This window comes from Frankia sp. R43 (assembly GCF_001306465.1).
In the GTDB taxonomy this organism is placed as follows: Bacteria; Actinomycetota; Actinomycetes; order Frankiales; family Frankiaceae; genus Parafrankia; species Parafrankia irregularis.
In genome coordinates this window covers 1549756-1561996 of sequence record NZ_LFCW01000001.1, presented here as the reverse complement: position 1 = coordinate 1561996, position 12241 = coordinate 1549756, and the positions used below count along the sequence as shown (strand labels likewise).

Here is a 12241-nt window from a genome sequence, read left to right as displayed (position 1 = left end):
TAGTGGACAGCGCCATTCATCCGCTCGTCCGCCCCGCGATCTTTTGGAGTACCGCCCTCGTGTCGCCGCCGAAGCCGCTTCCGACCGACCCGATCGCGGAGGCACACCGGCAGTGGACGGCGCACGGGTGGGGCGGGGTGGCGGACGGCATGGCCGCGGTCACCTCGTTGATGCGTGCGCAGCAGATCCTGCTCGCCCGCGTCGACGAGATCCTGCGTCCGCTTGATCTGACGTTCGCCCGTTACGAGCTGTTGATGCTGCTGCTCTTCAGCCGCCGGGGCTCGTTGCCGCTCAGCCGCATCGGCAGCCTGCTCCAGGTCCACCCGACCAGCGTCACCAGTGCCGTCGACCGGCTGGAGGCCCGTGGCCAGGTTCGCCGCCAGCCGCATCCGACCGACCGGCGGGCCATCCTCGCCGAAATCACCGACGACGGTCGCGCGACGGCGCTCGCGGCCACCGAGAAGCTCAACGAGAGCGTGTTCGCCGATCCCGGTCTGCCCGAGAACGGGGTCCGCGAGCTCGTGGACCTGCTCACCGACCTTCGCAGCCGGGCCGGCGACTTCTGAGGGCCACGCTGTGCCGATCCTCCCGGTCATCCCTGGTGGGGCCGCTCGGCCCCGGTGAGCCCAGCTGAGGCGTCCAGGCTGCGGCTACCCTCTACAGACGTGACCTACCTCGACCACGCGGCGACCACGCCTATGCGTCCCGAGGCCGTCGAGGCGTTCACCGCAGCCCTGACCGGCGCGGGCAACGCCTCTTCACTGCATGCCGGCGGTCGGCGCGCACGCCGGCTCGTCGAGGAGTCGCGGGAGTCGCTGGCCGAGGTGCTGGGCGCGCGGCCGTCCGACGTCATCTTCACGGGTGGCGGCACGGAAAGTGACAATCTCGCGGTGAAGGGCCTGTTCTGGTCCCGCCGGGCGGCCGACCCGCAGCGGCGGCGTGTGCTGGTCAGCGCGATCGAGCATCCCGCCGTGCTGGACACGGCGTCGTGGCTGGCCAGGCAGCAGGGCGCGGTGCTGGAGAAGATCCCGGTGGACGGCACCGGCCTGGTGCACCCCGAGGCACTGCGTGCGGCCGTGCAGGCCGATCCGTCGTCCGTCGCGCTGATCTCGGTCATGTGGGCGAACAGCGAGGTGGGCACGATCCAGCCGGTCGCCGAGCTGGCGAGTATCGCGCACCACTACGGCATTCCTTTCCATACCGACGCGGTGCAGGCATTCGGCCAGGTGGAGACGTCCTTCGCCGCGAGCGCGGCGGACGCACTCACGATCAGCGCGCACAAGATCGGCGGCCCGGTCGGAGTCGGGGCGCTGCTCCTGCGGCGAGGCCTCGAGCTTGAGCCGCACCTGCACGGCGGTGGCCAGGAGCGCGACGTCCGTTCCGGCACGCTCAACACGCCCGGTGTCGCCGCCTTCGCGGCGGCCGCGCGCGTCGCCACGGCGGAGCTGCCCGCGGAGCGGCTCCGGCTTACCGACCTGCGCGATGACCTGGTGCGTCGGGTCCTCGCGGAGGTTCCCGGGGCCGTCCTCAACGGTGCGCCCTCCGGCGCCGGCCGGCTGCCCGGCAACGCCCATCTGACCTTTCCCGGCTGTGAGGGCGACTCGCTGCTCATGCTGCTCGACGCGCACGGAGTGGAATGCTCGACCGGTTCCGCCTGCTCGGCGGGAATCGCGCGGCCCTCTCATGTGCTGTTGGCTATGGGTGTCGAGGAGGCGCACGCTCGCGGTTCGCTGCGTTTCTCGCTCGGGCACGGTTCGGTCGCCGCGGACGTCGACGCGCTGGTCGCGGTGATCGGGCAGGTGGTCGAACGGGCGGGCCGGGCTGGTGAGCTCGCGGGCCTGACCTCGCGGATCTGATCTCGGGCGGGTCTGGTCGTGCGGGTCTGGACTCGCGGATCCTGACAGCTGGTCGGAGGGCCGTCTGGCCGGACGGGAGAGCGGGAGAGCGGGAGATGGGATCGTGAGCGGGATGAAGGTGCTCGCGGCAATGTCGGGTGGCGTCGATTCGGCGGTCGCCGCGGCCAGGGCCGTGGACGCCGGTCATGATGTGACCGGCGTCCATCTCGCCCTGTCCCGGTCGCCGGCCTCCGACCGGGTCGGTTCTCGAGGCTGCTGCACTCTGGAGGACGCGCGGGACGCCCGCCGTGCCGCCGACGTGCTCGGTATCCCCTTCTACGTGTGGGATCTCGCGGACCGCTTCGAGGCGGAGGTCATCGACCAGTTCGTCGCCGACTACGCCGCCGGACGAACCCCTAACCCATGTGTTCAGTGCAATGAGCGCATCAAGTTCTCCGCCGTCCTGGACAAGGCGCTCGCGCTCGGATTTGACGCCGTGGTCACCGGGCATCACGCGAGACTCGACCCGGATGGCACCCTGCGCCGCTCGGTGGACCTGGCCAAGGACCAGTCCTACGTACTCGGCACGTTGCGCCCCGACCAGCTCGCCGCGGCTCGATTCCCGCTCGGCGACTCGACGAAGGCCCAGGTGCGTGAGGAGGCGGCGCGCCGTGGGCTGGGCGTCGCCGACAAGCCGGACAGCCACGACATCTGCTTCGTCGCCGCCGGGGACACCGGGGCCTGGCTCCGTGACCGGCTGGGGCCGCGGCCCGGCCCCATCGTCGACTCCGAGACCGGCGAGACCCTCGGTGAGCACGACGGCGCCTACGCCTTCACGGTGGGGCAGCGCCGGGGCCTGCGGCTGGGTCACCCCGCGCCGGACGGCCGTCCACGCTACGTGCTCGAGGTGTCCCCGGTGACGTCCACGGTGACCGTCGGGCCGGCGCGGGCGCTGGACATGCGCAGCCTGGTCGCGGAGCGGATCGTCTGGCCGCACGAGGGCCCGGTGTCGTGTGTGGCGCAGGTGCGGGCACACGGTGGTGTGGTCCCCGCGGTGGTCCGTGCCCGTGGCGAGGAGCTTGACGTGCAGCTGGTCGAGCCGGTGCGCGGGACGGCGGCCGGTCAGGCCGTGGTGTTCTACGACGGCGACCGTGTGCTCGGCGGCGGCCGCATCCGCTCGCTGGCCGCCTGACATCCTTTTCCGGATCCGGTCCCTGACGGCGGAAGCCACGTTGGGGCCCGCGGCGTGGGCCAGCCCCGGGACCGGCCCGATGGCATCGGCACCAGGGCACCAGGCACGAGGGCACCCGGCGACGGCACCCGGCCGGCCGCGGGCGTGTGATGCGCCTGAGACCCGGGATGCGTCCGGAGACTGTTCCGGAGATTGAGGAGTCGATGTGGCGATGATGTGGTCCGCGACGGAGCGCGAGCCGGGGCCGCCGGAGGAGGGGGACAGCGCGTCGCCGGCTGGCCAGACCCCTGCCGCGCCCGAAGGCCTGCCGTGGTCGGCGGGGTGCGCGTCGGGTGTCGGGTCACTGCCCGACCTCGACCCGGTCGAAGCGGCGCGCTACGTGCTGGGGGAGGTCCCGGACCTGCCCTTCCTGCCGGAGCTGCCCGCCCGCGGAGTGGGTGCCGACATGATCGGCCGGACCTGCGCGGTGCTGGCGGATCTGCCGGTCGATCTGCAGCCATCCGGTTGGCGGCTGGTGCCCCGCCCGGGGCTCGACCTCCGCCGGGCCCGCGACCTGCTTGAACGGGACCTCGACGCGTTCACCGAGGCGGCCGCCGGCTACACCGGCCCGCTCAAGGTGGCCGTCGGTGGTCCCTGGACGTTGGCGAGCACGGTGGAGCTGCCACGCGGGCACAAGGCGCTCGCGGATGCGGGCGCCACCCGTGACCTCGCGGAGGGACTCGCGGAGGGACTCAGCGGCCTGCTGGCCGACCTCGCTCGCCGGATACCGGGAGCCCGCCTGGTGGTCCAGCTGGACGAGCCGGCGCTGCCGGCGGCGCTCGCCGGACGCATCCGCACACCCAGTGGCTTCTCGGTGCTGCGCGCGGTCGAGGAAGGGCCGGCGACGGAGCGGCTGGCGGCCGTCCTGGCCACGGCGACCGCGGTCGGGGCGGTGATCGCGGCCGGCGTGCACTGCTGTGCGCCCGACGTCCCGATCGGACTGCTGCGCCAGGCCGGGGCCCGCTTCGTCGGCCTGGACGCGACGCTGCTCACCCGGGACCAGGACGACGCCGTCGGCGAGGCGGTCGAGGCGGGGATGGGGCTGATGCTCGGCCTGGTACCGACCTCCGCCGGAGTCGGCCAGGATCTGTCGGACCCTCGTCGTACCGTCGCGGTGGCGGTCGACCTGTGGCGTCGGCTGGGTTTCCGTCCGGAGCTGCTGGGAGAGGTGGTCGCGGTGACACCAACGTGTGGTCTGGCTCATGCCACGGTGGCCGATGCGCGTGCCGTGCTGCGGCACTGCCGCCTGGCGGCGCGGGTCCTGGTGGAATCACCGCAGTGATTTCCACACAGTGAGCCTTTTCCATCGCACGCTCGTCGGGCGTGTCGCGGCAGGTCGGAGCCGGCGGTGGAAAAGGCTCAGTGACATCCGGCCGGTGAGTTCCGCTGCAGCTGTGGCGTGGGGAGTTCGGTGAGCATGGCGGAGGAAGGCGTCGAGCCGATGGCCGACAACCAGGTGGTGGCGGTGCCCGCGGCGGCGCCGGTGCCTGACGCGGGGGTGCCCGAGGCCGAGGCGCCTGACACGGCTGTGCGCGCGCGTGCCGCGGAGCTGGCCCGTGATCTGGAGGAACATGCCCACCGCTACTACGTGCTCGACGCGCCGACCATCGCCGACGCCGAGTACGACGCGCTTCTGCGTGAGCTTGACCAGATCGAGCAGCGGTACCCGGAGCTGCGAACCGCGGACTCGCCGACACAGAAGGTAGCCGGCTCCTACTCGACGCTTTTCACGCCGGTCACCCACCTGGAACGGCTGCTGTCGCTGGACAACGTCTTCGACGAGGACGGGTTCCACGCCTGGGCCGCACGTGCCGCGCGGGAGCAGCCGGTGGAGGCCTGGCTGTGCGAGCTGAAGATCGACGGGCTCGCGGTCGACCTCGTCTACGAGGCCGGCGCTCTGGTGAGCGCGGCCACCCGCGGCGACGGCCGTACCGGTGAGGACATCACGCTGAACGTGCGCAGCCTGCGCAGTGTGCCGGCACGGCTGCGTGGCCGGGGCGTGCCGGAGCTGCTGGAGGTCCGTGGGGAGGTGTACTTCCCGACCGCGGGGTTCGCCGAGCTCAACGCGTCACTGGTCGAGGCGGGAAAGGCGCCGTTCGCCAACCCGCGAAACGCGGCTGCCGGGTCGCTGCGGCAGAAGGACCCCCGGGTCACGGCCAGCCGCCCGCTGGCCATGATCGTGCACGGGCTCGGCGCGAACCGGGGGTTCGAGGTGGAGTCACAGTCGGCTGCCTACGAGCGGCTGGCTGAGCTGGGCCTGCCGGTCTCCACGCGCTATCAGGTGTGCGCGGGGGTCGATGAGGTGCTCGCCTTCGTGCGGGCGTGGGGTGAGCAGCGGCACGACGTCGAGCACGAGATCGACGGCGTCGTCATCAAGGTCGACGGTTTCGCCCAGCAGCGCCGGCTCGGCGCCACCTCGAAGGCACCCCGCTGGGCGGTCGCGTTCAAGTACCCGCCCGAGGAGGTCACCACCCGGCTGCGGGACATCCAGGTCAACGTCGGCCGAACGGGCCGGGTGACACCGTTCGGGGTCCTCGAGCCGGTGAAGGTGGCGGGGTCGACGGTGGGTATGGCCACCCTGCACAACATCGACGAGGTGGGCCGCAAGGGAGTGCTCATCGGGGACATGGTCGTGCTCCGCAAGGCCGGCGACGTCATTCCGGAGATCGTCAGCCCGGTCGTCGACCTGCGGGATGGTTCGGAGCGTGCGTTCGTCATGCCCACGCACTGCCCGGAGTGCGGTACCGAGCTGGTCCGTCCCGAAGGCGAGGTGGACATCCGCTGCCCGAACACGGTGTCGTGTCCGGCGCAGCTGCGGGAGTCGGTTTTCCACCTGGCGTCGCGCGGCGCGCTCGATATCGACGGGCTGGGCTATGAGACCGCGACGGTGCTACTCGCCGAGGGTCGCATCCGTGACATAGGCGACATTTTTCAGCTCGCGCCGGAGTCCTTCGAGGGCCTGCGTGGCTTTGCGAGCAAGAAGGTCGACCAGATTCTGCGCGGGATCGAGGCGGCTCGGGACCGGCCGCTGTGGCGGTTGCTCGTCGGGTTGTCGATCCGGCATGTGGGGCCGACCGCCGCCCGCGCGTTGGCCCGGGAGCTGCGCTCCCTCGACGCGATCGCCGCCGCGCCGGCCGAGCGGCTCGCCGCCGTCGACGGGGTCGGGCCGAAGATCGCCGAAGCGGTGGTCGACTGGTTCGCCGATCCCCGCCATCGCGATGTCGTCGCCCGTATCGCAGCCGGTGGGGCCCGTCTGGCGGATGAGGGCGCGGGAGAGGGCCCCGGGCTGCTGGACGGTGTCGTCGTCGTCATCACCGGAACGCTGCAGGGGTGGAGCCGGGATACCGCTACCGAGGCGGTGCAGGCGCGTGGCGGAAAGGTCACCGGCTCGGTGAGCAAGAAGACCACTTTCGTGGTCGCCGGAGTGGATCCAGGCGCCTCGAAGTACCAGAAGGCGCTGAGTCTGCGGATTCCGTTGCTCGACGAGACGGGCTTCGCGGCGCTGCTCGGTGACGGAGCGGATGCGGCCAGGGCGCTTGCCGTGCACGAAGAGGGGGAGGGGTAGCCTTCGAATCCTGGCAGCGAAAGGTTCATCACGGTGAGCACTCATATGTTCTGTCATGTACCTGGCCGCGTGACGGGCCGCGCTTACGAGCATCTGCAACACGTCGACGGATGGGCTCCGGGCGGACCTGGGCTTTGCTGATGGGGGGCCCTCGGCCGAGCGGCGGGCCGTCGGGGCTGTCCGAGGCGTCTGGGCTGTCCAGGCCACCCGCATCGTTGTCCGCCGTCTGGGTGACCGTGGGCGGGGCGCTGGGATGCCTGTCCGCACTCGCGATCATCGCCGTCGCGGCCAGCCGCGGCGGATTCGACGATCTCGGGGTGGCCTTCGCGCTGCTCGCCGGGCTCACCGTCGCCGTCGGCCCGCAGCCGCACCCATCGCTGATGCCGTCCGCATCGGCGCAGATCACCGGGCCACTGCCAGGGTCTGGGGCGGGGTCTGGGCTGCTGTCGGGGCTGGGGCCCGGGTCCGCTGCGGGCCAGGTGGTGGGCGGCGGCGGCACGGACCTCACGGGCACCTTCCTGTTCGCGATTCTGCTCGGCTGGGGTGCCGCGCCGGCACTGGCGGTTCACCTCGTCGTGGGCGTTCTGCTGGAGCTGCCGCGACGGAGTTCGCTGGGGCGTGTGGTCGCCCGGGTGGGGCGTCGCGCGCTTGGGCTCGCCGCAGCCGGGGCCGTCGTCGCGGCGTTCGGTCTCGACCGCACCCTCGGTACCGCCGAGCTGCCGGCTGTCGCCCTCGCCGCGCTGGTGCTGTTCGTGATCGATGACCTGGCCGGCGCTCCAGTCGGGCCGCTTCGGTCGCGCGGGCCGGTTCGGCCGGCCCGGCCTGCCCGGCCGAACCGGCCTGCCCGGCCGAACCGGCCGGGCGCGCGTGTCGGCGGAGCTGCCCGCGGCTGGCGGAACGACGTCCGCGGGGGCGGTAGCCGTGGGAGCGGCAGCCGTGGCGATGCATCGTTCCGTCTGCTGTACAACGAGCTGCATCGGCGGCTGGCGGTCGCCGCGGCCCTGCTGTCCCTGGCGCCGTTGATCGTGATCGCCGCCGGGCGTGGACCTTGGCTGGCGCTGCTGCTCCTGCCCGCGCTGCGGGTGGTGACGAGGGTCGGTGAGGGCGCGCGGCAGAAGGAGCATGAGGCCCGTCATGACGGGCTGACCGGCCTGCCGAACCGGACCGCCCTCGCCGAGCGTGCGGCGCTAAGCATCGCGGCGGCGGAACGGACCGGTACTCGTGTCGGGCTGCTGCTGCTCGACCTCGACCGGTTCAAGGAGGTCAACGACCGGCTCGGGCACGATGTCGGCGACCGTCTGCTGGTTGTCGCCGCGGCTCGTCTCGCCGCTGCCCTGCGCCCCGGGGATGTCGTCGCGAGGCTCGGTGGTGACGAGTTCGCGGTGCTGCTTCCCTGGCTTCCACCCGGCGCCGACGGTCGGGCTGTCGCCACCGAGGTCGCCGGGCGGGTTCGCGGTGTCGTGCGCGCGCCGTACGAGATCGACGGTCAGTTCTGCGACATCGATGTGAGTGTCGGCGTGGCGCTCTACCCCGATCACGGCGCTGATCTGCCAGCGCTGTCGCAGTCCGCTGATATCGCGATGTACGCGGCGAAGGAGCACCGGCTGGGGGTCCAGGCCTACGGCCCGCGTGACGCCCGCCGGGCCCGGCTGCGTACGCGGACCACGGCGGAGCTGGGCTACGCCCTCGACCACGGGCAGCTCGAACTGCACTACCAGCCTCAGGCGGAGATCGTCGACGGAAGGGTGCGCCGAACCGAGGCGCTGCTGCGTTGGCGGCACCCCAGCCGCGGTCTGCTGCTGCCGGGAGTCTTCGTGCCGCTCGCCGAGTCCGCTGGTCTGATCCGTCCGATCACCTCCTGGGCGATGGACACGGCGCTGGCCCAGACCGCCCGGTGGCACGCGGCCGGCATCCCGGCCGCGGTCGCGCTGAACGTTTCCCCGCGTGATCTGCGCGACCCCGGTTTCGTCGGGTCCGTCGCGAGCGCGCTTGCCGCCAACAACCTGCCACCGGGCGCACTCACCTTCGAGGTGACCGAACGGGCGCTGACCGCCGACGGCGACGGGGCCGCCCGCGCGCTCCGGGATCTGGTCGACCTCGGCGTGACCGTGAGCCTGGATGACTTCGGCACCGGACTGATCTCCCTGGACGCCCTGCGTCGGTTGCCGATCGGCGAGATCAAGATCGATCGGACGGTGATCGGCCGGCTGGGCGCCGACCCCCGAGACGCCGTCACGATGGGTCTGGCCGATGGGGAAACCGCGGCCTGGGAGGCAGCCACCAGGGAGGTCGCCTTCATTCGCGCCGTGGTGCGGATGGCGTCCGACCTCGGGATGCGCGTCGTGGCGGAAGGCGTCGAGACATCGACGGAGTGGTGCCAGCTCGCCGGTTTCGGCGCGGACGCCGCGCAGGGCTGGCATGTGGCGCCGGCACTGCCCGCGGCGTTGGTCACCCGGTGGCTGGTCGAGCCCGGCCAGGCCGGCGAGCTTCTCACCGGACATCGTCCCGGTGAGGCCCGCCAGGTGGGCTCCAGGCACGGCCAGTCACAGGACGCCGTGGTGAGCCTGAGCCGCGACGGCTGACGGGACTGCATCGGGTTCCGTCAGCTTCCAGTGCGCTGCGCGCCGAACCGGACGATCGCCTGCCGAGACGCTGCGATGCTCCAGGTCAGGCTGTCCGCCGAAGGCGCCGTTGGCGGGTCGGGTGTCGCTGGCGGGCCGGGCGTCGTTGACGGGCCGGGCGTCGTTGACGGGCCGGCGGACGGTCGCTCGCTAGCGCCGGGGGCCGTTGGTACGGGCGAGGCTGGCGGCGATGCCGGCCAGATGCGCCAGACGCGCGATCTCCGAGCCGCGGAACGCCGGGCCGCCTGGTCTGCCGACGAGCAGGACCAGCTGGTCGTGGCCGACAGGCGCGGCGGCGAGCTCCATGCTGACCGCCTCCCAGCGAGCCGGGAACTCCCCATCGCTGGGTGCGATTCGCCTGGCCTTCTCCAACGGCAGCCACGGCAGGGAGATGCGGACCCGTTCCGGCACGCCCAGGTCGTCGCTGCCGAGGTTGGGAGCGCCCACCGACGCCTCGCGGACGCGGACGTCACCCGGCGCCAGGTGCTCGAGCAACAGGGCCCAGTCGGCGTTGAAGACACCCGAGACCAGCTCGGTCAACACGGCCGCGGCTTCGGCGGGACGTTCCGTCAGCGCGTCGACGAGCTCCAGGTCGTCGCCGATACCGGCACCGTCGGCGAGGAAGGGGCGCAGGGCCTCGACGGTCACCCCGGGAACGGACTGGGCGGCGGTGAACACGCGGTCGGCCAGACCGCCGGGCGGCAGCAGCACGATCATGTCGTCGACCGCGCCGGCGGGTGTGTGCTCCACGACCGAGAGGCTCACGATGTCGATCCCCGCCGCGCCGAGGGCCGTCGCCACCGCGCCCAGCGCGCCAGGATGGTCGGGCAGAAGGAGCCGGAGCAGGTACGACATGCGGCTGAGCATGCGCAAGATGTGTGACGCTGTCATGGCGATCACGTCACGGGCAGATGTCGATGCAGGTCACCTGCCTGTAAGGAAACGGTTTTCGGGAACGGGTGATCGTGGGTGGCTGCGTGCGTCGCGCGGCGCGCCGGCTCCGCGACGCGGACCCGTACGATGAGTGCACGCTGACGCCGCGCTTCGCCAGGTACGCCGCTGCCCGCGCGGCGCGCGCCACGACCTAGCCGATGTAGGGCCTGTGCCCACCGCTCACGAGGGGTCCACCGGAATGGCGATCACCCGGGACGAGGTCGCGAACCTTGCCCGCCTGTCGCGGATGTCCCTGTCCTCCGCTGAGCTCGACGCGCTCGCACCGCAGCTGGAGGCGATTCTCGGCGCCGTGGCCAGGGTCGCCGAGGTGGCGGCGGCGGACATTCCGCCGACCTCGCACGCCGTACCGCTCACCAATGTCTTCCGCGCGGACGTGACTCGCCCGTCGCTGCCGGTCGCCGACGTCCTCGCCGGCGCGCCCGCCGCCGAGGAGGGCCGGTTCCGGGTGCCGCGCATTCTCGATCCGGAAGAGTGAAGGGCACCAGGCTGCACATGACCGACGTTTCAGGCATCTCGACGCCCGTGGAGTCCGCCCGGACGGACGACGTCGTCCGGCTGACGGCCGCCGAGACGGCTGCCGCGATCGCCGCAGGTGAGCTTTCCGCGGAGGAGGCCACCCTCGCCGCCCTGGACCGCATCGCGAAGGTCGACGACGCGGTGCACGCGTTCCTGCACGTCGACGCGGAAGGCGCGCTTGCCGCCGCCCGCGCGGTGGACGCCCGGCGTGCCGCGGGGGAGCGGCTGGGTCCACTGGCCGGTGTGCCGCTCGCACTCAAGGACGTGTTCACCGCCCGCGGCATGCCGACCACCTGCGGCAGCAGGATTCTCGAAGGCTGGCGGCCGCCCTACGACGCGACTGTGGTCTCCCGGTTGCGTGCTGCCGACGTCGTCATTCTCGGCAAGGTCAACATGGACGAGTTCGCGATGGGCTCCTCCACCGAGAACTCGGCGTACGGCCCGACCCGTAACCCATGGGATCTCACCCGGATTCCGGGTGGCAGCAGCGGTGGCAGCGCGGCCGCGGTGGCCGCTTTCGAAGCGCCGCTGTCCATCGGCACCGACACGGGTGGCTCGATCCGTCAGCCGGCCGCCGTCTGCGGTCTGGTCGGGGTCAAGCCGACCTACGGCGGGGTCAGCCGGTACGGCCTCGTCGCCTTCTCCAGCTCTCTGGACCAGGCGGGCCCGATCACCCGTACCGTCGCCGACGCCGCCCTGCTGCACGCGGCCATCGCCGGGCACGACCCGATGGACAGCACCAGCGTCGAGCTGCCGGTGCCTCCGGTGGTGGAGGCCGCCGGCCGCCGGGACATCCGCGGAATGCGGGTGGGCGTTGTGCGTGAGCTCGCCGGCGAGGGCTACGACCCGGGAGTGCAGGCCGCGTTCGACGCGGCCGTCGCGGAGCTGGCCGGGCTCGGTGCCGAGGTGGTCGAGGTGAGCTGCCCGCACTTCACCTACGCGATGGCGGCGTACTACCTGATCGCACCGAGCGAGTGCTCGTCCAACCTGGCCCGCTTCGACGCGATGCGGTTCGGCCTGCGGGCCGGGGACGACGGTCGTGCCGGCGCGGAGGAGGTCATGAGCCGTACCCGGGACGTCGGGTTCGGTGCCGAGGTGAAGCGGCGGGTCATGCTCGGCACGTACGCGCTGTCCTCGGGGTACTACGACGCCTACTACGGGCAGGCACAGAAGGTCCGGACGCTGATCAGCCGGGACTTCGCCGCCGCCTACGAACAGGCTGACGTGCTGGTCTCACCGACCACGCCGACGCCGGCCTTCCCGATCGGGGACAAGGTCGACGACCCGGTGGCGATGTACCTGTCGGACCTGTGCACGATTCCGTCCAACCTCGCCGGTGGGCCGGCGATGAGCCTGCCGTCCGGGCTGGTGGACGGGCTGCCCGTGGGCATCCAGATCATGGCGCCGGCGTTCGCCGATGACCGGCTCTACCTGGTCGGCGGCGCACTGGAGGCCGCGCTGGACGCCCGGCGGGGGCACGCCCTGCTCGACGAAGCACCGACGCTGTAGACGAACCGAC

Annotated in this window: 9 protein-coding genes; 8 read left to right on the top strand and 1 reads right to left on the bottom strand. The window is 72.2% G+C overall.

The window, feature by feature from the left end:
- Positions 1–59 precede the first annotated feature (59 nt).
- The 6 genes from ACG83_RS05915 (at position 60) to ACG83_RS05890 (ending at position 9213) form a co-directional block, all read left to right on the top strand.
- A complete protein-coding gene (locus tag ACG83_RS05915) occupies positions 60–566 on the top strand; it encodes a MarR family winged helix-turn-helix transcriptional regulator (RefSeq protein WP_035951728.1) in 507 nt (168 codons plus the stop codon).
- 99 nt (positions 567–665) lie between these two features.
- On the top strand, positions 666–1856 hold the full coding sequence (locus ACG83_RS05910) for a cysteine desulfurase family protein (RefSeq protein ID WP_054565045.1): 1191 nt from the start codon (positions 666–668) through the stop codon (positions 1854–1856).
- 112 nt (positions 1857–1968) lie between these two features.
- Positions 1969–3027 carry a tRNA 2-thiouridine(34) synthase MnmA gene (gene mnmA, locus ACG83_RS05905; protein ID WP_054565044.1) on the top strand — a complete coding sequence of 353 codons (1059 nt, stop codon included), beginning with the start codon at positions 1969–1971 and terminating at the stop codon, positions 3025–3027.
- Positions 3028–3238: 211 nt separating this feature from the next.
- On the top strand, positions 3239–4348 hold the full coding sequence (locus ACG83_RS05900) for a methionine synthase (RefSeq protein WP_054565458.1): 1110 nt from the start codon (positions 3239–3241) through the stop codon (positions 4346–4348).
- Positions 4349–4483: 135 nt separating this feature from the next.
- Entirely contained in the window at positions 4484–6631 is a 2148-nt protein-coding gene (ligA, locus tag ACG83_RS05895) for an NAD-dependent DNA ligase LigA (protein ID WP_152991278.1), read from the top strand.
- 140 nt (positions 6632–6771) lie between these two features.
- Entirely contained in the window at positions 6772–9213 is a 2442-nt protein-coding gene (locus tag ACG83_RS05890) for a bifunctional diguanylate cyclase/phosphodiesterase (protein WP_235497682.1), read from the top strand.
- A gap of 189 nt (positions 9214–9402) precedes the next feature.
- Here ACG83_RS05890 and ACG83_RS05885 read toward each other — a convergent pair whose 3' ends face one another.
- Positions 9403–10119, bottom strand: coding sequence for an ACT domain-containing protein (locus ACG83_RS05885; RefSeq protein ID WP_054565455.1), 717 nt, complete (start codon positions 10117–10119; stop codon positions 9403–9405).
- Between the two features lie 265 nt (positions 10120–10384).
- Here ACG83_RS05885 and gatC point away from each other — a divergent pair, with 265 nt between their 5' ends.
- Together gatC and gatA are read left to right on the top strand one after the other, a co-directional pair.
- Positions 10385–10681, top strand: coding sequence for an Asp-tRNA(Asn)/Glu-tRNA(Gln) amidotransferase subunit GatC (gene gatC / locus ACG83_RS05880; protein ID WP_006541000.1), 297 nt, complete (start codon positions 10385–10387; stop codon positions 10679–10681).
- A 17-nt stretch (positions 10682–10698) separates the two neighbouring features.
- Positions 10699–12231 (top strand): Asp-tRNA(Asn)/Glu-tRNA(Gln) amidotransferase subunit GatA, encoded by a 1533-nt coding sequence (gene gatA / locus ACG83_RS05875; protein ID WP_054565454.1) that lies wholly within the window; start codon positions 10699–10701, stop codon positions 12229–12231.
- The last annotated feature ends 10 nt before the right edge of the window (positions 12232–12241 follow it).

What these genes read in the sequence shown, in the direction of transcription:
- ACG83_RS05885 (WP_054565455.1), bottom strand. Translation starts at nt 10,119, where the DNA reads ATGCTCAGCCGCATGTCGTACCTGCTCCGGCTCCTTCTGCCCGACCAT.
- ligA (WP_152991278.1), top strand. Translation starts at nt 4,484, where the DNA reads ATGGCGGAGGAAGGCGTCGAGCCGATGGCCGACAACCAGGTGGTGGCG.
- gatC (WP_006541000.1), top strand. Translation starts at nt 10,385, where the DNA reads ATGGCGATCACCCGGGACGAGGTCGCGAACCTTGCCCGCCTGTCGCGG.
- ACG83_RS05900 (WP_054565458.1), top strand. Translation starts at nt 3,239, where the DNA reads ATGATGTGGTCCGCGACGGAGCGCGAGCCGGGGCCGCCGGAGGAGGGG.
- gatA (WP_054565454.1), top strand. Translation starts at nt 10,699, where the DNA reads ATGACCGACGTTTCAGGCATCTCGACGCCCGTGGAGTCCGCCCGGACG.
- mnmA (WP_054565044.1), top strand. Translation starts at nt 1,969, where the DNA reads ATGAAGGTGCTCGCGGCAATGTCGGGTGGCGTCGATTCGGCGGTCGCC.
- ACG83_RS05890 (WP_235497682.1), top strand. Translation starts at nt 6,772, where the DNA reads ATGGGGGGCCCTCGGCCGAGCGGCGGGCCGTCGGGGCTGTCCGAGGCG.